General features: G+C 72.4%; 20 protein-coding genes. 9 read left to right on the top strand and 11 right to left on the bottom strand.

Annotated elements, in window-relative coordinates:
• Positions 1 to 19 precede the first annotated feature (19 nt).
• Together HD597_RS61190 and HD597_RS61185 are read right to left on the bottom strand one after the other, a co-directional pair.
• Positions 20 to 1,630 carry a hydantoinase/oxoprolinase N-terminal domain-containing protein gene (locus tag HD597_RS61190; RefSeq protein WP_253758422.1) on the bottom strand — a complete coding sequence of 537 codons (1,611 nt, stop codon included), beginning with the start codon at positions 1,628 to 1,630 and terminating at the stop codon, positions 20 to 22.
• On the bottom strand, positions 1,623 to 2,678 hold the full coding sequence (locus HD597_RS61185) for an S-methyl thiohydantoin desulfurase family protein (protein WP_253758421.1): 1,056 nt from the start codon (positions 2,676 to 2,678) through the stop codon (positions 1,623 to 1,625). Before HD597_RS61185 ends, HD597_RS61190 begins: the two co-directional genes overlap by 8 nt.
• 103 nt (positions 2,679 to 2,781) lie before the next feature.
• Here HD597_RS61185 and HD597_RS61180 point away from each other — a divergent pair, with 103 nt between their 5' ends.
• Positions 2,782 to 3,216, top strand: coding sequence for an RpiB/LacA/LacB family sugar-phosphate isomerase (locus HD597_RS61180; RefSeq protein WP_253758420.1), 435 nt, complete (start codon positions 2,782 to 2,784; stop codon positions 3,214 to 3,216).
• Here HD597_RS61180 and HD597_RS61175 read toward each other — a convergent pair whose 3' ends face one another.
• Positions 3,217 to 3,774 carry a TetR/AcrR family transcriptional regulator gene (locus HD597_RS61175; RefSeq protein WP_253758418.1) on the bottom strand — a complete coding sequence of 186 codons (558 nt, stop codon included), beginning with the start codon at positions 3,772 to 3,774 and terminating at the stop codon, positions 3,217 to 3,219.
• A gap of 72 nt (positions 3,775 to 3,846) precedes the next feature.
• On the opposite strand from HD597_RS61175, the gene HD597_RS61170 reads away from it, so the two are divergent.
• The 6 genes from HD597_RS61170 (at position 3,847) to HD597_RS61145 (ending at position 11,631) form a co-directional block, all read left to right on the top strand.
• Positions 3,847 to 4,251 carry an organic hydroperoxide resistance protein gene (locus HD597_RS61170; protein WP_253758416.1) on the top strand — a complete coding sequence of 135 codons (405 nt, stop codon included), beginning with the start codon at positions 3,847 to 3,849 and terminating at the stop codon, positions 4,249 to 4,251.
• 63 nt (positions 4,252 to 4,314) lie between these two features.
• Complete coding sequence (locus HD597_RS61165; protein ID WP_253758414.1) at positions 4,315 to 5,481, top strand: amidohydrolase; 1,167 nt, start codon at positions 4,315 to 4,317, stop codon at positions 5,479 to 5,481.
• Positions 5,482 to 5,508: 27 nt separating this feature from the next.
• Positions 5,509 to 8,022 carry a Tex family protein gene (locus HD597_RS61160; protein WP_253758412.1) on the top strand — a complete coding sequence of 838 codons (2,514 nt, stop codon included), beginning with the start codon at positions 5,509 to 5,511 and terminating at the stop codon, positions 8,020 to 8,022.
• Between the two features lie 331 nt (positions 8,023 to 8,353).
• Entirely contained in the window at positions 8,354 to 9,613 is a 1,260-nt protein-coding gene (locus HD597_RS61155; RefSeq protein ID WP_253758410.1) for a carotenoid oxygenase family protein, read from the top strand.
• Positions 9,614 to 9,632: 19 nt separating this feature from the next.
• Positions 9,633 to 10,514 carry a TetR/AcrR family transcriptional regulator gene (locus HD597_RS61150; RefSeq protein ID WP_253758408.1) on the top strand — a complete coding sequence of 294 codons (882 nt, stop codon included), beginning with the start codon at positions 9,633 to 9,635 and terminating at the stop codon, positions 10,512 to 10,514.
• A 97-nt stretch (positions 10,515 to 10,611) separates the two neighbouring features.
• Positions 10,612 to 11,631 (top strand): hypothetical protein, encoded by a 1,020-nt coding sequence (locus tag HD597_RS61145; RefSeq protein WP_253758406.1) that lies wholly within the window; start codon positions 10,612 to 10,614, stop codon positions 11,629 to 11,631.
• On the opposite strand, the gene HD597_RS61140 is transcribed toward HD597_RS61145, so the two are convergent.
• The 3 genes from HD597_RS61140 to HD597_RS61130 are packed head-to-tail and all read right to left on the bottom strand — an operon-like array spanning position 11,628 to position 14,173.
• The gene (locus HD597_RS61140; RefSeq protein WP_253758404.1) at positions 11,628 to 12,701 is read right to left on the bottom strand and encodes a spore photoproduct lyase family protein; all 1,074 of its coding nucleotides are present in this window, start codon (positions 12,699 to 12,701) and stop codon (positions 11,628 to 11,630) included. The two genes, HD597_RS61145 and HD597_RS61140, sit on opposite strands and share 4 nt — an antisense overlap.
• A gap of 13 nt (positions 12,702 to 12,714) precedes the next feature.
• Positions 12,715 to 13,464: a DNA-formamidopyrimidine glycosylase family protein gene (locus HD597_RS61135; protein ID WP_253758402.1), complete on the bottom strand. Its 750-nt coding sequence runs from the start codon at positions 13,462 to 13,464 to the stop codon at positions 12,715 to 12,717.
• Positions 13,465 to 13,474: 10 nt separating this feature from the next.
• On the bottom strand, positions 13,475 to 14,173 hold the full coding sequence (locus tag HD597_RS61130) for a TetR/AcrR family transcriptional regulator (protein WP_253758400.1): 699 nt from the start codon (positions 14,171 to 14,173) through the stop codon (positions 13,475 to 13,477).
• Between the two features lie 100 nt (positions 14,174 to 14,273).
• Between HD597_RS61130 and HD597_RS61125 the strand changes: the two genes are divergently transcribed.
• Both HD597_RS61125 and ilvD read left to right on the top strand, forming a co-directional pair.
• Positions 14,274 to 15,494 carry a saccharopine dehydrogenase family protein gene (locus tag HD597_RS61125; RefSeq protein ID WP_276083322.1) on the top strand — a complete coding sequence of 407 codons (1,221 nt, stop codon included), beginning with the start codon at positions 14,274 to 14,276 and terminating at the stop codon, positions 15,492 to 15,494.
• Positions 15,495 to 15,570: 76 nt separating this feature from the next.
• A complete protein-coding gene (gene ilvD, locus HD597_RS61120; RefSeq protein WP_253758396.1) occupies positions 15,571 to 17,220 on the top strand; it encodes a dihydroxy-acid dehydratase in 1,650 nt (549 codons plus the stop codon).
• A gap of 211 nt (positions 17,221 to 17,431) precedes the next feature.
• On the opposite strand, the gene HD597_RS61115 is transcribed toward ilvD, so the two are convergent.
• The 5 genes from HD597_RS61115 to HD597_RS61095 form a co-directional block, all read right to left on the bottom strand.
• Positions 17,432 to 17,827, bottom strand: coding sequence for a hypothetical protein (locus tag HD597_RS61115; RefSeq protein WP_253758394.1), 396 nt, complete (start codon positions 17,825 to 17,827; stop codon positions 17,432 to 17,434).
• A 159-nt stretch (positions 17,828 to 17,986) separates the two neighbouring features.
• Positions 17,987 to 18,880 carry a sigma-70 family RNA polymerase sigma factor gene (locus HD597_RS61110; protein ID WP_253758392.1) on the bottom strand — a complete coding sequence of 298 codons (894 nt, stop codon included), beginning with the start codon at positions 18,878 to 18,880 and terminating at the stop codon, positions 17,987 to 17,989.
• Positions 18,881 to 18,889: 9 nt separating this feature from the next.
• Positions 18,890 to 19,276, bottom strand: coding sequence for an STAS domain-containing protein (locus tag HD597_RS61105; protein ID WP_168010020.1), 387 nt, complete (start codon positions 19,274 to 19,276; stop codon positions 18,890 to 18,892).
• A 41-nt stretch (positions 19,277 to 19,317) separates the two neighbouring features.
• The gene (locus HD597_RS61100; RefSeq protein WP_253758390.1) at positions 19,318 to 20,295 is read right to left on the bottom strand and encodes a phosphotriesterase family protein; all 978 of its coding nucleotides are present in this window, start codon (positions 20,293 to 20,295) and stop codon (positions 19,318 to 19,320) included.
• Between the two features lie 89 nt (positions 20,296 to 20,384).
• The gene (locus tag HD597_RS61095) at positions 20,385 to 21,788 is read right to left on the bottom strand and encodes a methionine--tRNA ligase (RefSeq protein WP_253758388.1); all 1,404 of its coding nucleotides are present in this window, start codon (positions 21,786 to 21,788) and stop codon (positions 20,385 to 20,387) included.
• Between the last annotated feature and the right edge of the window lie 62 nt (positions 21,789 to 21,850).

The raw sequence follows: 21,850 nt of genomic DNA, 5'->3' as shown, positions 1-21,850 counted from the left end.
GGGGGGTCCTTTCGATGTGTCACCGGGCGAGGGGTCCGGCTGCTTTGACGTGCACCCGCACGGCGGGCTCGGAGAGATAGCTCAGCGGCACCTCCAGGAGGTCCACGATCTCGACTCCGGCGGGGTCGGCCCCCGCTGCCACGGCCCGCGCCCGCGCCTCCTCCTTGGCGCTCTCGATCGCCGCCGCCCGGCTGTCTCCCGCTGGCAAGATCGTATCGACTCTGCCGCTCGCCAGGGCGATGGCGGCCCCCACGGCGTTGGCCACCTCGGCGTGCTCCGGCCTGATCACGCGGCTCACCCCGGGGATGTGATCGGGCAGCAGGAACGCCCCGCCCCCCACCGCCACCAGGGGCCGGTCGGTCCTGCCGAGCGTCATCCGGTCCACGGCGTCGATCATCATCTCGTCGGCGAGGGTAACCGCGCTTTCCAGAATGTCTGCCTTTTCTTCCGACATGTCACCCTGCCTGTCGCCCTGCCTGTCGCCCTGCCCGTCGCCCTGCCCGTCAGCCCGCCTGTCACCCCGGAGGCGGTCGCGCCAGTCCTCGGCGCCCGGCGGGGTGCGGCCCGCCGCGACGGCCGCGTCCGTCATCGTCGCCGTCGCCCCGCCGAACACCAGCGCCTCCCGCACGATCCGGTAGCCGACCGAGTCGGGGCCGATGCCGTGCCGGCGCACGACGGTGCCGCCGCCGAGCGCGATGGCCAGGATGTCGGGCATGCGGAAGTTGGTCAGCACCCCGCCGATCTCCACCGCCGCCGCCGACTCCCGGGGGAAGCCGCCGGTCAGCACGCCGAGGTCCGTGGACGTGCCGCCCACGTCCACCACGACCGCGTCGGCCACGCCCGACAGGTACGCGGCGCCCCGCAGGGAGTTCGCCGGGCCTGAGCCGATCGTGGAGACGGGCAGCCGGGCGGCGTGCTCCAGCGTCATGAGCGTGCCGTCGTTCTGCGCCAGGTACGGCCGCGCTCCCAGGCCCCGCTCCGCCAGCGCCGTGACCAGGGCGCCGGTGACGTGGGCGGCGACGCCGTAGAGGGCGGCGTTCAGCACGGTCGCGTTCTCGCGCTCCAGCAGGCCCAGCGAGCCGATCTCGCAGCTCACCGAGACCGGCAGGCCGTACTCGGTCCCGACCAGCTCCGCGACCCGCCGCTCGTGGGCGTCGTCGGCGGGGCTGAACACGCTGGTGACGGCCACGGCGTCGGCCCGTACGCCGTCCAGGAAGCGGCGGACGGCGTCCAGGTCGAGCGGGCTGATCTCGCGCCCGTCCACGTAGTGGCCGCCGGGCACGACGGCCTCGCCCGCCGAGACGGCCTTGCGCAGGTCATCCGGCCAGTCGGAGAGCGGCGGCACGGCGGTGGTGGCGGGCGCGCCCAGCCGCACCACGGCCACCCGGCCGAGGCCGCGCCGCTCCAGGATGGCGTTCGTGGCGTGCGTGGTTCCGAGCATGACCCGCGTGACGTCCTCCCGGCCGCCGCCGAGCTCCGCGAGCACCGCGTCGAGTGCCGCCCGCAGGCCCTCGGTCACCTCGGGGGTGGTCGGCCGCTTGGCCTTGGCGATCACCCGGCCGTCGGCGTCGAGCACGACCGCGTCGGTGTTCGTGCCGCCGACGTCGATCCCTATGCGCAGGTCAGCCATGTGACAGCTCCTCGACGGGCACGTAGTCCAGGTCGTAGCCGAACGCCCGTGGCCCGGCCGTCTCCAGGCCCCTGGGGGTGCGCCAGAGCGGGTCGCAGGGCCAGGCGAGCACCGTGACGCGCTGGCCGTACCGCAGGCCCTCGGTCTGGACGGCGGCCGCGGTCTCGGTGTCCACGACCGTGATGAGGTCGGGCACCATGGCGCGCACCCGGCCGTCCTCGATCGCGACCAGGTTCTCGTTCTGCAGCTCCAGGCTCAGGCGGCGGCCACGGTCGTCGCCGGTGCCCTCGATCGTGGCCGTGCCCCGGACGAAGCCGCCCGTGGTGCGCCGCTCCACGTCGGTCAGCTTGCCGGTGATCAGCCTGGCGGCGCCGAGGCGGTCGCGCAGGGCGCCGAGCGGGTCCGCCGTGCCCTCGGTCGCCCGGCCGATCTCCAGGGCGCGGGTGACCGTACCCTCGATGACCGCGCCCCTGGCCCGGCCGGCGGTCAGCAGGTAGTCGGACATCAGCGCGTGCGAGCCCGCCGCCACGCAGACGGCCCGCGCGATGCGCTCGGACCAGAGACCGTCGACCGGGCGGATCGTCACCACGTTGCCCGCCACGTCGGACATGATCACCAGGTCGGCCGGGATCCCCGCCACGTACATCGAGACCATCTGGACCTCGGGGAAGGCCCGGCCCATCCCGTCGGCGTCGAGCAGCGGCACCCCGAGCTGGGCGGCCCAGGCGACGGGCGCGACGCCGTTGGCGCCGCCGATCTCGGAGGACATGATCGCGCCCGGCGGCCGGCCGAAGATGCGCTCGGCCTCCTCGGCGATGCGCTTCGGCTCGTCCTCCCCGTGGATCATCTCGTGGCTGACGGTCGGCGCGCCGATGCCGGACAGCGGCAGGATCAGCGCGTCCGCGGGCAGGTCGCCGAGTGTCAGCAGGGGCACGGGGCCGTACTCGCGGATGGCTCTGATCGCGGCCAGCGACCCCGTGCGCACGTCTCCCCCGCCACCGGTGCCCAGCACGGCGCAGCCGCGGGCGAGGGCCGGAATGTCGTTCATTTCAAGTCGCATATGTCGCCACAACCAAGCACATACGGCCTTCTGACGCCAGTCTCACGGCCGCGTGCCGCCTCTACCCTGGAAGGCGAAGGAGGAGGGACGCATGCGGATTTCCGTGGCCGCCGACAGCACGGACGGCGTGGCCGAGCGGGTCGTGTCCGAGCTGCGCAGGCGGGGGCACGAGGTCGTGACCCACGGCGCGCTCGGCGACGGCGAGCGCGACGACTGGGCGTGGGCCTGCGAGCTGGCCGCCAGGGACGTCAGCGAGGGCCGCGCCGAGCAGGCGGTCGTCTGCTGCTGGACCGGCACGGGCGCGTCGATCGCCGCGAACAAGGTGCCCGGCGTGCGCGCGGCGCTGTGCGTGGACGCCTACACCGCCGACGGCGCCCGCAAGTGGAACGACGCCAACGTGCTGGCGCTCAGCCTCCGCCTCACCTCGGACGTGGTGCTGGACGAGATCCTGGACGCGTGGCTCGCGGGGCGCCCGAGCACCGACCCGGCCGACGTGGCGAACGTCGCCCACCTCGACGCCATCTGATCAGGGCTTCAGCACCCGGGAGAGCGCCTTCTCGACGGCGGCCCTGACAGTGGCGGGGTCGTCGAGGTCGAAGCCGACCACGAGCCCGTCCCTGACCAGCATGAGCACGTCGGCGGTGCCGTCGGGGTCCGGGTGGCCGTCGGCGGCCAGCAGGTCGCGGTAGAGATCGCGGTTCCAGCGCCGGTGCGCGGCGATGGCCTCGCGCACGGGGTGCCCGGGATCGGGGTATTCCGCCGCCGTGTTGACGAAGGGGCAGCCGCGGAAGGCGGGGCCGGCCCCGAACTCGCACATGTAGGCGAAGACGGCGTGCAGGCGCTGCCTCGGTGAGCCCTCGCGCACGCTCTCCGCCAGGCCGCGCTGCGTCGCCGACTGCTCGACGATGTAGGCCCTGACCAGCTCGTCCTTGCTCGGGAAGTGGTGGTAGAAGGTCGCCTTGGCGACCCCCGCCTCCGCGATGATCCGGTCGATGCCCACCGTGTGGACGCCCTCGCCGTAGAACAGGCGGGAGGCGGTCTCCATCACCCGGGTCCGTGCCGGGCTCGCCGTTCTCACGCTCACCCGTTGACGATACCAGACAGATCTGTCTACTCTTGGCTGCACAGACAGGTCTGTCTACTAAGGAGCAGCGACATGTACACCGCCATCGCCACCGCAGCCGGCCGCGACGGCCGCGCGGTCTCCTCGGACCGCAAGCTCGACGTCAAGCTCGCCCGGCAGAAGGAGCTGGGCGGCAGCGGCGAGGGCACCAACCCCGAGCAGCTCTTCGCCGCCGGCTACGCGGCCTGCTTCGCCTCCTCGCTGCAGTTCGTGGCCGCGAGCAGGAAGGTGGACATCGCCGACGCCGCCGTCACGGCCGAGATCGGCCTGGGGCCCAACGGCAAGGGCGGTTTCCAGCTCGCCGCCACGCTGCGGGTCGAGCTGCCCGACGGCATCGCGCCGGAGGTCGCGCGGGAGCTGATCGAGGCCGCTCACCAGGTGTGCCCGTACTCCAACGCCACCCGCGGCAACATCCCGGTCGAGCTGGTCGTCGAGTAGGTCTTCAGAACCGTCACACCTGAGGCAGGGAAATCGTCGGTCCCGCCCTTTAGGGTGCTGGGCATGACCGACGTGCTGCTGCGCGGCGGGCTCCCCTGGGGGCTCGGGGCGCCTGCCGACATCCTGGTCCGCGAGGGCCGCGTCGACCGGGTCTCGCTCGGCCCGATCGAGGCGCCCGGCGCCCGGGTCTTCGACGTGGCGGGGCAGCTCGTCCTGCCCGGCCTCGTCGAGGCGCACTGCCATCTCGACAAGACCCTCTACGGCGGGCCGTGGGTGCCCCACTCCGCCGACGACACGCTCTCCGGCCGCATCGCCAACGACCTCGGCCGCCGCGCCGAGCTGGGCGTGCCGAGCGTGGCCCGGATCGCCGCGCTGCTGGAGCGCATGAGCGCGGCGGGCACCACGCACGTCCGCACCCACACCGACATCGATCCGGTGGCCGGCCTGCGCGGCGTGGAGGCCGTGCGCGAGGCCGCGGCCGGCTCCCCCGTCGACGTGCGCCAGGTCGCCTTCCCCCAGCACGGCGTGCTGACCAGCCCGGGCACCGCCGAGCTGCTGGAGGAGGCGCTGAAGAGCGGCGTGGAGGCGGTGGGCGGGCTCGACCCGGCGGGCATCGACCGCGATCCGGTGCGCCACCTCGACCTGATCTTCGGCCTGGCCGGGCGCTACGGCGCCCACCTCGACATCCACCTGCACGACGGGGGCTCGCTGGGCGGGTGGGAGCTGGAGCTGATCATCGAGCGGACGAAGGCGCTCGGGCTGGGCGGCAGGGTGGCGGTGAGCCACGCGTACGCGCTGGGCCAGCTCGACGACGCCCACCAGGACCGCCTCGTCGAGGGCCTGGCCGAGGCCGGGGTCGCGGTGGTCACCGCGGCCGTCTACAGCTTCCCCGTGCCTCCCGTCAGCAAGCTGCGGGCCGCCGGGGTCACGGTCGCGTGCGGGCACGACGGCATCCGCGACCTGTGGGGCCCGTACGGCAGCGGCGACATGCTGGAGCGCGCCATGCACCTCGCCTACCGCAGCACGTTCCGCAGGGACGACGACATCGAGCTGGCGCTGGAGGCCGCCACCGTCGGCGGCGCGCGGGCGCTCGGCCTCGACGACTACGGCCTGGCTCCCGGCGACCGCGCCGACCTCGTCGTGGTGCCCGCGGGGAGCCCGGCGGAGGCCGTGGTCGTTCACCCGGCGCGCACTCTGGTCATGAAAGACGGCGTCGTCCTGCACAATTGACCGGCGGGACCATCGAAAGGCAGGCAAGTGCTCTCTATTCACCAGCGGATCGCCGCAGAGCTCGGCGTACGCGACGGGCAGGTGCAGGCGGCCGTCGACCTGCTCGACGGCGGCGCGACCGTGCCGTTCATCGCGCGATACCGCAAAGAGGCCACCGGCACCCTCGACGACGCGCAGCTGCGCACGCTGGAGGAGCGGCTGCGTTACCTGCGCGAGCTGGAGGAGCGCAGGGCGGCGATCCTGGAGTCCATCGAGTCTCAGGGCAAGCTCGACGACGAGCTGCGCGAGCAGATCATGGCCGCCGAGACCAAGGCCAGGCTCGAGGACATCTACCTGCCGTACAAGCCCAAGCGGCGCACCAAGGCGCAGATCGCGCGCGAGCTCGGGCTGGAGCCGCTGGCCGACCAGCTCCTCGCCGATCCCACGCTCGACCCGGCGGCCACCGCGGAGGGCTTCGTCACCGAGGGCGTCGCCGACGCGGGCGCCGCGCTCGAAGGGGCCAGGGCCATCCTGATCGAGCGCTTCGCCGAGGACGCCGACCTCATCGGCGGGCTGCGCGAGCAGTTCTGGAGCCACGGGCGCCTGGCGTCGAAGGTCCGCGAGGGCAAGGAGGAGGCGGGGGCCAAGTTCTCCGACTACTTCGAGTTCGGCGAGCCGTTCACCAAGCTGCCCTCCCACCGGATCCTGGCCATGTTCAGGGGCGAGAAGGAGGAGATCCTCTCCGTCACCCTGGAGCCCGACGAGAGCCCCGACTACGAGCTGCGCATCGCCTCCCGGTTCGGCATCTCCGACCAGGGCCGCCCGGCCGACAAGTGGCTGGGCGAGACCGTGCGCTGGGCCTGGCGCACGCGCATCCTCGTGCACCTGGGCATCGACCTGCGCATGCGGCTGTGGCAGGCGGCCGAGGAGGAGGCGGTGCGGGTGTTCGCCACCAACCTGCGCGACCTGCTGCTCGCCGCTCCGGCCGGCGCGCGGCCGACGATGGGGCTCGACCCCGGCCTGCGCACGGGCGTGAAGGTCGCCGTGGTCGACGCCACCGGCAAGGTCGTCGAGACCGCCACCATCTACCCGCACGAGCCCAAGCGGCAGTGGGACCAGTCGCTGGCGGTGCTGGGGGCGCTCGCGCAGCGCCACGGCGTCGAGCTGATCGCCATCGGCAACGGCACGGCCTCGCGCGAGACCGACAAGCTGGCCGGCGACCTGCTCAAGCACATGCCGGGGCTCACCAAGATCGTGGTCTCCGAGGCGGGCGCGTCGGTCTACTCGGCCTCCCCCTACGCCTCGCAGGAGCTGCCCGAGCTCGACGTGTCGCTGCGCGGCGCGGTCTCCATCGCCCGTCGCCTCCAGGACCCGCTGGCCGAGCTGGTCAAGATCGACCCCAAGTCGATCGGCGTCGGCCAGTACCAGCACGACCTGGCCGAGTCCAAGCTCTCCCGCTCGCTCGACGCGGTCGTCGAGGACGCGGTCAACGCCGTCGGGGTCGACGTCAACACCGCCTCGGCGCCCCTGCTGACCCGCGTGTCCGGCATCGGCTCGACGCTGGCCGAGAGCATCGTCCGCCACCGCGACGCCAACGGCCCCTTCCGCACCCGCGCGGCGCTCAAGAGCGTGCCCCGCCTCGGCCCGAAGGCGTTCGAGCAGTGCGCGGGCTTCCTGCGCATCCGTGGCGGAGACGACCCGCTCGACATGTCGAGCGTGCACCCCGAGTCCTACCCCGTGGTGCGCCGCATCCTGACCTCCGCCAAGACCGACCTCAAGGCGCTGATCGGCAACACCTCGGCGCTGCGCACGCTGCGGCCCGAGGAGTTCACGGACGAGACGTTCGGCCTTCCGACGGTCACCGACATCCTGCGCGAGCTGGAGAAGCCGGGCCGCGACCCGCGTCCCGCCTTCAAGACCGCCACCTTCAAGGAGGGCGTGGAGAAGATCTCCGACCTCTCGTCCGGCATGATCCTGGAGGGCGTGGTCACCAACGTGGCGGCGTTCGGCGCGTTCGTCGACGTCGGCGTGCACCAGGACGGGCTGGTGCACGTGTCGGCCATGTCGCGCAACTACGTCAAGGACCCGCGTGACGTGGTCAAGCCCGGCGACATCGTCCGCGTCAAGGTCCTCGACGTGGACATCCCGCGCAAGCGCATCTCCCTGACGCTGCGCCTGGAGGACGAGACGACGGCCCAGCAGGGCGGCGACGGGCCCCGCAAGGGCGCCGGCCGGCCCGGGGGCGGGCGCGGCGACGGCCCGCAGGGGCGTGGCCAGGGGGCTCGTGGTGAAGGCGGGCGCGGGAACGGCGGTCGCGGTGAGGGCGGCCGTGGAGATGGCCGCGGTGACGGCGGTCGCGGTGACGGCGGTCGCGGGAACGGTGGCCGTGACGGTGGACGTGACGGCGGCCGTGGCAGGGGCGATGGTCAGCGCGGTGGTGACGGCGGCCAGCGCGGGCGCGGCGACGGCCGGGGCGGCCAGCGCCGCCAGGACCGGCCCGCTCCGAGCGGCGCCATGGCCGAGGCCCTGCGCAAGGCCGGCCTGACCGGCGACAACCGCTAGCACGAACGCACGGCCCGGGCCACGACGCACCTGCGCGTCGGCCCGGGCCGCGGCACGCACACCTGCAAGCGGCGCACTTTCCAGCCTCGGCGCCGCGTGGGCGGCGCCGCGCACGCGACTGTGCCCCGAAGCGTCGCGCACGCCAGGCCGATCACGCGAAGCCGGCCGTGGACCGGGCCGGTGGGTGTGCGGGGTGCCCGCAGGTCGTACGCGGTGCCGGGCCGGGGGTTCGGGGGCCGGCGGCGTGACGGGGCGTGCCTGCACTAGTGCACAGCCCGACGATTTCCCGCGTGGCGCTGGGCCGAGGCGTGCCTCTCCGTACGGTGCTCACATGAAGTATCTGGAAGGGCCCTTCGCCCCCGTCACCGAAGAGATCACCGCCTTCGACCTCCCCGTCACCGGACGCGTCCCGATCGAGCTGAACGGCCGCTACCTGCGCAACGGGCCCAACGCGCTGAACGTGGAGGACCCCGCCGTGCACATCTGGGGCATGGGCCAGGGCATGGTGCACGGGGTGAGGCTGCGTGACGGCCGGGCCGAGTGGTACCGCAACCGTTTCGTACGGACACCGGGCTTCGCGCCCATGGTGCACGTGTTCGAGCACGCCCGGCGCGTCTTCGCCCTGGCCGAGGGCGGCCTGCCGCCCGCCGAGCTGGACGCGGAGCTGAACACGGTGGGCCTGTGCGACCTGGGCGGGACGGCGCAGGGGTTCACGGCGGGGGCGCACTCCAAGCACGACCCGCTCACCGGCGAGCTGCACTCGCTGTCGTACATGCCGGGCCACGACTTCGTCCAGCACATCGTGACCGACGCCGGGGGAAGCGTCGCCCGGACCACCGCCATCCCCATGACCCGCACGCCGTTCCTGCACGACTTCGCACTCACCGAGTCCCACGTGGTGTTGTGGGACACCCCGCTGGGTTTCGACGGGTTCGAGTGCCGGTGGCTGCCGGAGCATCCGACCCGGGTGGGCGTGATGCCGCGGGCCGGTGGTGAGGTGCGCTGGCTGGACCTCGACCCCGTGCACGTCAGCCACACGCTCAACGCCTACGACGACGGCGACTGCGTCGTGGTCGACCTGGTCACGGCCGAGGGGCCGTTCGATCCCGCCGACCCCGGGGCGATCCGGCCCGTGCTGGACCGCTGGACGATCACGCCGGACGGGGTCCGTCAGCGACGCCTCGACGACCGGCCCCAGGACTTCCCCCGCGTGAACGAGGCGCGGGCCACCCGGCCGTACCGTTACGGCTATTCGGCCGCGACCGCCCTGTACGGGATCCCGTTCACGCCCGAGGGGCAGCCGCCCGACGACGCCTTCACCAACGCCCTGGTCAAGCATGACCTGGAGCGGGGGACGGCTGAGGTGCACGGGTTCGGCGGGGACGCGGCGGTCGGGGAGGCCGTGTTCGCCGCCACGGGCGCGGGCGAGGACGAGGGGTACCTGCTGACGTACGTGCACGACGCCGGGCGCGGCGCCGCCGACCTGGTGATCCTCTCGGCCCAGGACTTCACCGGCGAGCCCGTCGCGCGGGTGCACCTCCCCGTCAGGGTGCCGCTCGGCCTGCACGGCAACTGGCTGCCCGATCACTGAGGCATGGCAGCATGACGTCGTGAACGATCCGCGACCGCCGTACCTGCGCATCGTGGCCGACATCGAGCGCCGCATCGCCGAGGGGGAGCTGCGGCCCGGCGATCCCGTCCCCACGACCAGGGCGATCATGAGCGAGTGGGGTGTCGCGATGGCGACGGCCACCAAGGCGCTGGCCGCGCTCAAGCAGGCGGGCGCCATCGAGTCCACGTCCCGGGTCGGCGCCGTGGTCGCGCCCCGGAGGCTGCCGGCGCGGTCGGCCGGAGGGCTGGAACGCGACCGGCTCGTCCGCGCGGCCATGGAGATCGTCGACGCCGACGGTCTGGCCGCGCTGTCCATGCGGGCGGTGGCGGCCAAGCTCGGGGTCGCCACCATGACCCTCTACCGGCACCTCGACGCCAGGGCCGAGCTCACCCAGCTCATCGCGGACGCCGCGTTCGCCGAGATCGAGTATCCGGAGCCGCCGCCGGGGTGGCGTTCCCACCTGCGGGTGGCCGCTCAGCTCCAGTGGGGCGCCTACCATCGCCATCCGTGGTTGCCGCGGCTGGTGTCGATCACCCGGCCGGTCGCGCTGCCGGGGCTGCTGGCGTACGGGCAGTGGACCTTGCGCGCGCTCGACGACCTCGGCCTGGATCCCGGCACCCGGCTGCACGTCTACGGCACGCTGGTCAACTTCGTGCGGGGCACGGCGATCAACATCGAGAGCGAGGCGGGGGCCGAGCTGGACACGGGGCTGACCAGCAAGCAGTGGGTCAAGGCGCGGCTGCCCTTCGAAGGGGCGCTGATCGCCCGGATCACGGAGCCGGGCGCGGAGCTGGACCTGGAGTCGCTGTTCGCCTTCGGCCTGGAACGCCTGCTGGACGGGCTGGCCACCGTCATCGCGCCGCGGGACCTCCGGCGGTGAGGGCCGCCGCCGGCAGGTCGCAACGGTACGGGTGACGGCGCGCCCCCCGGTACGGGTGACGGACTGTGCCGGTGCGCCGCGACGATACGGTCTAAGGGTGAGCACGACTGCGTTCGAGACGGCGATCACTCAGGCCCGCGACCTGCTCAGATGGCGTTCCCCGCTGCGCACCGAGCTCTGGGCCGCCCGGCTCACGGCCGAGCTGGAGGCGTCGGAGCAGGCGGAGGAGTTCCTGCGGCGATCGGCGGAGGACGGCGGCCAGGAGGCACGCCTCGCCCAGGCCGCCCTGGCGGCGGTCAACGATCGGGGGGCGGACAACCCGTACGCGGCGGCCGGGAGCGCGGTGATCGACAGCCTGCCCGGGTGGGTGCGCCGCATGGGCGCGGTGACCTGCGACGGCGGCTGGTACGGCAAGGCCGACCCCTATGGCGAGCAGGTCCTGGCGGCCCTGTCCTTCCGCTACGACAACGGCAAGGAGCCGCACGTCCTCGTCGTCGGCATCGACCAGCCCAGCGGCGGCCTGGCCGTCGACGCGGTGGTCGAGGAGGCGAAGTTCCTCGACGAGCTGGACCTGCGGCCGACGCCGCCCGAGAGCGTGGCGGCGCGCATCCTGGACGCCTTCGAGCTGACCGACCGCGTCATGGGGGCGCAGGTCGCCGACACGCTGCCGGCCGTGCGCCCGTTCGCGCTCACCCGTGCCCGCACCGCCCTCACCCGCACCCGCGACACGACGCCGAGCCGAACAGCCGAGCCCGCGGACGGTGATGTGCCCGGTCGCACGCGTGACACCGCGTCCGAGATCACTCTGGACACGCTGCCCGACGTCCCCGGCGCCCAGGAGGCGTTCGGGAAGCTGGTCGAGTTCGTCGGGGACCACCCGCTGTGGTGGAGCCCGGCCAGGGCCGCGCAGTTCCTGACGCGGTGGCTGCCCAGGGAGGCGATCCTCTCGGAGGCGGCGATCGCGGCCATGCCCGAGGTCGTCCGCGCCTGGACCCGCCACCAGGGCGGCCACCCCGCCGTGCTGCGCCAGATCGACCAGGACGCGCCCCGCCTGCCCGCTCTCATGGCCGACGACTCCCTGGCCTCGCTGAACAAGCGCCTGGCGCGTGGCCGCTAGAAGGCGTACCGGATGCGGCAGTACGGCAGCCGCTCCTCGATCAGGCCGGTGAGCGCCGCGACGTAACGCCCCTTGTGCCCGTTGCGGTAGCGCACGTTCCAGCCGCCCGTCTCCGACCGCTTGGCCTGCTGCAGCTCGGGCCGCCACAGCACCTCCTCGGCCTTGGGATGCCAGCCGAGGTTGACCTGGTGCAGCCGGTCGTTGTGGGTCAGGAAGATCACCTCGGCGGCGAGCTGCGCGCGGGCCTCGGCGCCCAGGGCGTCGTCGAGCTGTTCGAACAGCTCCGCCCAGTCCTCCAGCCACCCGTCCCGTACGACGACCGGGCTGAAGTTGACGTGCACCTCGTAGCCGGCCGCCACGAAGTCGTCGATCGCCGCGATGCGGTCGGCGATGGGCGAGGTGCGGATGTCGAGCAGCTTGGAGTCGGCCGCCGGCATGAGGCTGAACCGCACTCTGGTGCGGCCTCTGGGCTCCCAGCCGAGCAGGTCGCGGTTGACGTGCTTGGTGGCGAAGCTGGCCTTGGCGTTGGGCAGCCGGCCGAACAGCTCCACCAGGTCACGCACGTTGTCGGACACCGTGGCGTCGAGCGAGCAGTCGGAGTTCTCGCCGATGTCGTAGACCCAGGCGTGCGGGTCGATCTGGCCGGCCTCGGCCATGACGCCCTGCCGGCCGGCGTGCCGCTCGACGTACCCGAGGATCTGCTCGATGTTGGCGAAGACCGTGATCGGGTTGCTGTAGCCCTTGCGGCGCGGCACGTAGCAGTAGGCGCAGGCCATCGCGCAGCCGTTGGCCGTGGAGGGGGCGATGAAGTGGGCGGAGCGGCCGTTGGGGCGCGCGGTCAGCGACTTCTTGACCCCGAGCACGAGGGCCTCGGTCTTGATGCGGACCCAGCGGGCCACGTTCGCCTCATCGCCGTAGAGCTCGGGGATGCGGTGGTGGCTCTCGACCTCGACACGCTCGGCGCCGGGGAAGCGGGCCAGGATCTCCCGGCCGCGCGGCAGCTCGGCGGCGGCGGGCTCGACGTAGATGCGCCGGATGTCCAGGAGCGGGTTACGGATCGTGGTGGCCATGTCACTGCTCAGGCTACCTGGGCTGGTCGAGTGGGCAGGCGTACGCGGTCCTGGAGGCGAGCTGCCAGGTCTCCACGGGCGTGCCGCAGCGCCGGCAGTGCTCGCGCTTGTAGACCCAGCGCTCGTCGGGCGCGGCCGGGTCGCTGACCACCTGCCCCGCGTCCCTGCCCAGGGCGAGGTACGTGACCGCCGCCTCCCACAGCCGCAGCGCCGTCTCCGCGTCGAGGCCGCGCGTGCCGGGATGCAGCCCGAGGAGGAAGAGCAGCTCGGCCCGCCAGGCGTTCCCGATGCCCGCCCACACCCCCTGGTCGAGCACCCCGGCCCCGACCGGCCCCCGGAACCCGGTCAGCCGCCGCACCGCCTCGGGCGCGGACGCGTCCTCGCGCAGCGGGTCGGGCCCGAGCGAGACGAACAGCGCGCCGACGCCGGCCGCGTCGAGGGGCTCGCACCGGGAGGGGGCGATGAGGTCGTACGCCACCTCCCCCGTGGCCAGCCGCAGCCGGGTGCCGCGCCGGGGCTCTGCCGCCGGGTCGTCGTACCGCAGGAAGATCCCCCGCATGCCCAGGTGCACGTGGATCGCCGGAAGGCCGCCCTCGAAGTGGTAGAGCAGGTGCTTGCCGACCGCCTCGACCCCGGCCAGCGCCCGCCCGTCGTAGGGCCGGGCGTCGAAGCGCCCCTGCGGGCCGGCGGCGCGCACGACGTGGCCGGCCAGGGCCGCGTGCTGCTCGCGGGCGTGGCGGTGGATCAGATGGCCTTCCGGCATACCCGGAGCCCTACCCCGCGAGCTGGGCCGCCGCGCTGGCGAGCAGCAGATCGAGCGCCGTCGGGTAGGCGCTGTCGTTCATCCTGGCGACCAGCAGCGGCGCGGTGGCGGCGATGTTGGGGTGGGTGCTGGCCGGCAACCGCGCGTACGTGTCGCGCCACACCTCCTCGTCGGCCTCCCTGGCCGCCTTCGGCAGGGCGAGGGTGGCGGCGTCGAGGATGGCGAAGGCCAGGCTCTGGTCGATGAACGCGTGGTAGATCCGCACGGCGTCCCGGTCCGCGAACCCGGCGCCGCGCAGGATCCCGATGATCGTCTCGTCGCTGGCCACCTCGTTGGGCCGGCCGGTGACGCGGCTGGCGGTCAGCACGGCGGCCTGCGGGTGCGCCAGGTAGGCGTTGTGGATGCGGGTGCCCAGCTCGCGCAGGTCGGCCCGCCAGTCGCCGGTGGGCCGGAAGGAGGCCATGGCGCGGCCGAACAGCTCGTCCGCGATGGCCAGGAGCAGATCGTCCATGCCGCGGAAGTACCGGTAGACGGTGCTGGCGTCGGCGCCGAGCGCCAGGCCCAGCCGGCGGGCGGTGAGCCCGGCGGCCCCGTGCTCGCTCAGCATGCGCAGCGCGGTCTCCACGATGAGCGCGTGGGTGAGCACCTGCCCCTGTTTGGTGGGACGCCGCCGCCGGCGTGCCGCTTCCGGCACCACCCGCTTGGCCATGGAAGGCCTCCTTATGCCAACGCCATTGACGTTGATGACCCTACGCGCGTTTGATGTAGGACACACCCCCCAAAAAAGCCATAAAAGGGGATCTATCGTCATGCGTATCCTTCTCGTAGGAGCAGGCGGTGTGGGAACCGCCATCACGCGGATCGCCGCCCGCCGACATTTCTTCGACCACATGGTGGTCGCCGACTACGACCTCCCCCGGGCCAAGGCCGCCGTCGCCGCGCTCGGCGACGAGGCCGCCAGGTTCACCCCCGCCAGGATCGACGCCGCCGACACCGGCGCCGTGACCGCGCTGCTGGCCGAGCACCGCTGCGACGTGCTGCTCAACGCCACCGACCCCCGTTTCGTGCTGCCGCTGTTCGAGGCCGCCCTCGCGGCGGACGTGCACTACCTCGACATGGCCATGTCGATGTCCAAGCCGCACCCCGACCGCCCGTACCAGGAGGTCGGCGTCAAGCTGGGCGACGAGCAGTTCGCCCGCGCGGCCGAGTGGGCCGCCCGGGGCAGGCTGGCGCTGGTCGGCATGGGCGTCGAGCCCGGCCTGGCCGACGTCTTCGCCCGGTACGCCGCCGACGAGCTCTTCGACGAGATCGAGGAGATCGGCATCAGGGACGGCGCGAACCTGACCGTGGACGGCTACGACTTCGCCCCCTCCTTCTCCATCTGGACCACGATCGAGGAGTGCCTCAACCCGCCCCTCATCTACGAGAGGGGCCGCGGCTGGTACACCACCGAGCCGTTCAGCGAGCCCGAGATCTTCGACTTCCCCGACGGGATCGGCCCCGTGGAGTGCGTGAACGTCGAGCACGAAGAGGTCGTGCTGGTGCCCAGGTGGATCCCGGCCCAGCGGGTGACGTTCAAGTACGGGCTGGGCGAGGAGTTCATCGGCACCCTGAAGACCCTGCACGCGCTGGGCGTGGACCGCACCGAGCCGGTCGCGGTCAGGACCGACGAGGGCACCGCCAGGGTGTCGCCGCGCGACGTGGTCGCCGCCGTGCTGCCCGACCCGGCCGAGCTGGGCGAGCGCATGCACGGCAAGACGTGCGCCGGCACCTGGGTCAAGGGCGTCAAGGACGGCCGGGCCCGCGAGGTGTACCTCTACCACGTGGTGGACAACCAGTGGTCGATGCGCGAGTACGGCTCGCAGGCCGTGGTGTGGCAGACCGCGGTCAACCCGGTGATCGCGCTGGAGCTGCTGGCCGGCGGGGTCTGGGAGGGCACGGGCGTGCTGGGGCCCGAGGCGTTCGAGCCGCGCCCGTTCCTGGATCTGCTGGTCGAGTACGGCTCACCCTGGGGCCTGCGCGAGCAGTGAGGGGGGCCGGGAGGCGACACCGGATCCGGACATTGGATCATTGAGGTGCCGCAACCCGTACATCGGAGGAATCCTCTTGAGCATCGCCGACGATCCCGACCGCGCACCGGCCCGCTCCCACCTGTACGCCATGGGCATGTCGGAGGAGGAGATGCGCCGGCCCGTGGTCGGCATCGCCTCCACCTGGACCGGCACCATGCCGTGCAACCTGACCCACCGCGAGCTGGCCGCCGAGGTGGCCGAGGGGGTGCGGGCGGCCGGCGGGCTGCCGATGGAGTTCAACACCATCGCGGTCTCCGACAACCTCACCATGCACACGCCCGGCATGCGCACCTCGCTGATCAGCCGGGAGGTCATCGCCGACTCGATCGAGCTGATGGGCCGGGCCCACCAGTTCGACGCGCTGGTGGCGATCGTCGGCTGCGACAAGACCGTGCCGGCGGCCATCATGGCGCTGGCCCGCCTCGACGTGCCGTCGGTGGTCCTCTACAGCGGCAGCATGATGCCGGGCCGCTGGCGCGGCCGTGACGTGACCATCCAGGACATGTGGGAGGCGCTCGGCGAGCGCGAGGTCGGCCGCATGGACCAGGCCGACCTCGACGACCTGGCCCGGCACGCCTGCCCGGGCGCCGGCACCTGCGCCGCGCAGTACACCGCCAACACCATGGGCACGGTCGCCGAGTTCCTGGGCCTGGCGCCGTTCGGCCTCGGCGACATCCCCGCGGTGGCCGAGGAGAAGAACGCCGCGGCCCGCCGGGCCGGCGAGCTCGCCCTGCGGGCGCTGGCCGACGACGCCCGCCCCTCGCGCGTGCTCACCGAGGACGCCCTGCACAACGCGATCGTGTCGGTGGCGGCCATGGGCGGCTCCACGAACGCGGTGCTGCACCTGCTGGCCATCGCGCGCGAGGCCGGGCTGCCGCTGGAGATCGACCGGATCGGCGAGGTCTGCCGCCAGGTCCCGATCATCACCGGGCTCAAGCCGAGCGGCGGCGACGCCACCGCGCTGGACCTGTGGCGGGCCGGCGGGACCTCGCTGGTGGTGCGCCGCCTGCTGGAGGCGGGGCTGCTGCGCGAGAGCGTCACCCTGGTCGACGGCCGCTCGCTGGCCGACGTGGCCGCCGGCGCGCGGGAGACGCCGGGGCAGCAGGTGGTGGCGAGCGCGGAGCAGCCGTTCAAGCGGCGTGGCGCGCTGGCCATCCTGCGCGGCTCGCTGGCACCCGACGGGTGCGTGCTCAAGCTGGGCGGCAAGGAGGACTTCCGCCACGAGGGGCCGGCGAAGGTGTTCGACTCGGAGAGCGACTGCTACGTCGCCATCCAGGAGGGCCGGATCGTGGCCGGGGACGTCATCGTGGTCCGGTACGAGGGCCCGGCGGGCGGCCCCGGCATGCGCGAGATGCTCTCCATCACCGGGCCGCTGGTCGGCCGGGGCCTGGGCTCCTCCGTGGCGCTGGTCACCGACGGCCGCTTCAGCGGGGTCTCGCACGGGCTGGTGATCGGGCACGTGGCGCCGGAGGCGTACCACGGCGGGCCGATCGCGCTGGTGCGCGACGGCGACACGGTGCGCATCGACAGCGCGGCCGGCACCCTCGACCTGCTGGTGCCCGAGGCGGAGCTGGCCGGGCGGCGGGCCGCGTGGGTGCGGCCCGAGCGGGCGGTCGAGCGGGGCGTGCTGGCCAAGTACGTGACGACCGTGGGCTCGGCCTCCGACGGGGCCGTGACGGTGTGAGGCCGGGGATCGAGCAGCGGGCGGGGGCGGCTATGCTGCGCATGGACGTTTGCCCCGCCCCCTGATGCGAAGGAGACTTACGCGATGTACAAGGAGTTCGCCGGCGAGGTCGTGATGTGGCTCGTCCCGGTCGTGGTGCTGATCGGAGTGGCACTCCTCGTCACCGCGTGAGCCCCGGAGGGGCCGGGCGTCCCGGCCCCTTCAGCCGACGTCAGCGGTAGTACTTGTACGCCACGCTCGTCCTGGCGTAGGTGCGGAAGTCCCCGTACCCGTCGATGTGGTCGTTCCACGCCTCCGACAGCTTCGCGGTGCGCACCGTGCAGGCGGCGTAGCGCACCTTGCGCGCGTTGACGCGGCCCACGTTGTCGTAGCACGAGCCGACCTTGCGGCCGTTCACCTTGAGGGTGACGGTGAGCTTGACGTTGAAGAGGTTCTTGCGGGAGATGTTCGTGATCCGCACCTTCACGCGGCACGTGTTCTCGCAGTGACCCCAGGAGGACTTGGTCCGGATGAGCTGCGCGCTGGACGTGGCGGCTTCGGCGGGCGCGGCCATGAGCGTGGTCGCGGCGGCCGCCACTAACGCCGTGGCGGCAAGGCTTTTGAACATTTCGCCCCCATAGTCGAGACTGTCGCTCCCCCCTTGGCAGCGACACATACGTGTCCCGACTACTACCAGGCATCCCGATCGACCGGGTTTGGTGGGCATGATCCGATACGAAACGGTTATCCCTTTATTTCGGGCTTATCTGCCCGCAACCCGGCCAGGTCAGGAAGCCCACGCCAGCAACGGCCCCCCTTGCCTGAGCCGTCTCAACGCCTGTTTCTCCAGCTGCCTGATGCGCTCCCTCGTGAGGCCGAGACACTGTGCGATCTCCGTGTAGGTGTGGACCTCCTCTCCGGTCAGCCCGTACCTGAGCCTGATCACGAACGCCTCCCGCGGCGGCAGGGTCGTGACCACCTGGCGCAGCTCCGCGCTGAGCGCCCGGCGCTCGGTCAGCTCCTGCACCTGCAGCCCGTCCTCGTCGGCGATCATGTCGCCGATCCGGCCCTCGCCGTGCTCACCGACGGGAATGTCGAGGCTGACCATGTCCTGGCCGAGCTTGCGTAACGCCGCGACCTGACCGGTCGAGCGCTCGGCCACCTCGGCCAGCTCCGCGTCGGTGGGCTCGTGGCCGAGCTCGGCGGCGAGCTGGCGCTCCACCCTGATCAGCCGCGACAGCTCCTCCGCGACGTGGATCGGCAGCCGCACGGTACGGCTCTTGTCGTGGATGCCGCGCTCGATGGCCTGGCGGATCCACCACATCCCATACGTGGAGAACTTGTATCCACGCGTGTAGTCGAACTTCTCCACCGCCCTGATCAGCCCGAGATTGCCCTCCTGGATGACGTCGAGCAACGGCAGCCCCCGGAAGGAGTACCGCCTGGCGGCGGACACCACGAGCCGGAGGTTGGACCTGATCAGCAGGTCCTTGGCGCGCTTGCCATCGAGCGCGACGAGTTCGAGTTCTGGCGTGCCCTCACCACGCTCGATCAGATGGCCCGCGTACAGGCCTGCCTCGATCCGCCGGGCCAGCTCCACTTCGTCCGCGGCGGCGAGCAAGGGGGTCTTTCCGATCTGCTCGAGGTACGTACCGAGCAGATCGGGCTCTTCGGCCGACATGCACGGGCACTACCCGGTAAACGGCGGCGAATTCCCCTCTTCGTTCAGCTCGGCGATGGCCAGCTCCGCCGTACTGCGGATATCGAAGAACTTGTCCAGCGCGGTGATCGCGAACAAATGCTTGCAGCGGCCGTTCAGCCCCGACAGCAGCAGCCGCCCGCCGGAGGCCGTGACCGCCTTGTGCAGATAGACGAGCACGGAAAGACCGGAGGAGTCGCACACGCTGACGGCCTGCATGTCGATGACGAGCATCGGGGGCTGCGTGAGATCGAGCGCCTTGGTGACGCGGTCGCGCACCTCCGCCGCGGACCCGAAGTCGAAATCCCCCGTCAACCGCGCGATGACGCAAGGCCCCTGGAGTCCCAGGCTGATCGACAAGGCCTGCTCCGAAGTCACCCAGCTCCACCTACCCGCGTCGCTCTCCCGATCCACCCACTTTACGAGAAGTAGCGCTTCGGGTTGAACACCAGCATCTGCTCAATCTGGTCATCGGTCACACCCGAGTCCAGCAGGGCGGCCAAGACGTCGTCGTGAATGTGATCGTAGCGCCAGTTCGGCGCCAGCGCGGGCCGGGCCTCGTCCCAGGCCCCGCCGAAGTAGTCCATGAAGCAGGCGGTGTCGTGGCTGAGGACCATGCGGTCGGCGTATCCACGCCGGCAGAGGGCCGCGATCGTGGCCACGCGCTGTGCCGTCGGGTTGTAGAGGTCCAGACCGAACCGGTCCATCCCGAGGATCGCGCCCGTGTCGGCCAGCCGCATGAGGTAGTCGAGGTCGTTGCTGTCGCCCGCGTGCCCGACGACGACCTTCTCCAGGTTCACGCCCTCCTTGGCGAACAGGTCGAGCGCGATCAGGCCGCTCTGCGTGAACGCGTTCGTGTGGACGGTGATCGGCGCGCCGGTGCGCACGTGGGCCTGCGCCACGGCCCGGCAGATGCGCTCGACGCCGGGCGTGAGCCCCTTGGCCTCGACCACGCACTTGAGGAAGGCCGCCTTGACGCCGGTGTCGGCGATGCCGACGGTGAGGTCGCGGACGAAGTCGTCGATCATCGGGTCGGGCAGGTCGAAGGCCAGGCCGGGGCCGCGGTGCTCGTACTGGTGGGGCAGCTCCTCGAAGGCGTAGATGCCGGTGGCGGCGATGATGTGCAGGCCGGGCACCTGTTCGGCGATCCGCTGGACGCGCGGGAGGTAGCGGCCCAGGCCCCACACCGTCGGGTCCACGATCGTGCGCACGCCCTTCGCGGCCACCGCGGCGAGCTTGGTGATCGCGTCCGCCACCCGGAACTCCTCGTCCCACCAGGCGCCCCTGCCGTAGTTGTCCAGGTGCTCGGTGGACACCACGAAGACGTGCTCGTGCATCAGCGTCTGCCCGAGCTCGTCGACGTCCACAGGTCCGCGCAGGGTCTCGACGGTGGGCATGCACGCCTCCATACCGGCTGGTCGGTGTGGCCGCAAACCTAGGCTCTCCCAGGATTCCCGTCAACAGCCACACCGTGTGCCGCGCCGGATCAGCGCGCGTGCCGGGGGAACAGCGGCTCGGGCGCGGGCAGCCGGTCGCCGGAGACCGCCGTCGCCACGCGCGCCGCCGCCGTCGGCAGGAAGGGGGCGAGCTGCGCGGCCAGCGCCCGGCACGCGTGCACCAGCGTGCCCAGCGACTCCTCCTGCCCGCTCCTGGACTGCTGCCAGGGCCGGGTGCGATCGACGTAGCGGTTGGCCTGCTCGACGATCGTCCAGACCGCCAGCGCGGCCCGCCGGAAGTCGAGCCCGGCCAGCGCCTCGGCCACCCCGCCTGCCACCCCGCCGTCCAGCGGCTCACCGGCGGGCGGCACGTGCCCGTCCAGGAAGCGGTGCTCCATGGTGACCACCCGGTTGACCAGGTTCCCCAGGCCGTTGGCCAGGTCCTCGTCCGCCCTGGCGATCAGGCGCGCCTCGGTGAAGTCGGCGTCGCCCACCCGCGGCACCTCGCGCAGCAGCCACCACCGCACGGCGTCGGCCCCGTACGCGTCCACGAGCGCCGCGGGATCGGCGGCGTTCCCCGACGACTTGCTGATCTTGCGGCCGCCGGCCGTCAGGTAGTCGTGCACGAAGATCGCCGACGGCAGCGGCAGCCCGGCGGACAACAACATCGCCGGCCAGTACACCGCGTGGAAGCGGATCACGCCCTTGCCCACCAGGTGCACCTTGTCCGGCTCCCGCACCCACCACCGCTCGTAGTCCTCACCGAGGGCGGTCACGTAGTTGGCCAGCGCGTCCCACCACACGTACACCACCTGCCCGGGATCGCCCGGCACCGGGATCCCCCAGCCCCTGGCCCGGGCGGCGGAGCGGGAGATGCTGATGTCGTCCAGCCCCGCCTCGACGAACGCCAGCACCTCGTTGCGCCGCGCGGCCGGCTCGATCCTGAGCTTTCCCGTGCGGATGAGGTCGAGGAGCGCGTCCCGGTAGCGGGAGAGCCCGAAGAACCAGTTCTCCTCCGAGACCGGTTGCAGCGGCGCTTCGTGGCCGTCCGGGCAGGGCCCCTCGGGGTAGAACTGCTCGCAGCCCACGCAGTAGAGCCCCGCGTAGTGCCGCTGGTAGAGGTCGTGCGCGGTGGCCCGCCAGATCCGCTCGACCCCGGCGCGGTGCCCCGGGTGCGTGCTGGTCCTGACGAAGGCGTCGAAGGACAGGTCCAGCGTCTCGCGCAGCGCCTCGAACGCGGCGGCGTTCCTGTCCACCAGCTCCCGTACGGGCACGCCCTCCGCCTCGGCGGCCAGCACGTTCTTCAGCGAGTTGTCGTCGGTGCCCGTCTGGAACCGCACGGGCTCGCCCCGCCGCCTGTGGTGCCTGGCCAGCACGTCGGCCTGGACGAGCTCCAGCGCGTGGCCGAGGTGCGGCCTGGCGTTGACGTAGGGGATGGTCGTCGTGATGTACATCGGGTGCCTCCCGAGGGGCCCCGGACACGACGCGAGGCCCCGGCTAGCAGGGCCTCAACGTG

The organism is Nonomuraea thailandensis (genome assembly GCF_024172165.1).
Lineage (GTDB): Bacteria > Actinomycetota > Actinomycetes > Streptosporangiales > Streptosporangiaceae > Nonomuraea > Nonomuraea thailandensis.
This window is presented reverse-complemented; position numbering and strand designations above follow the sequence as displayed.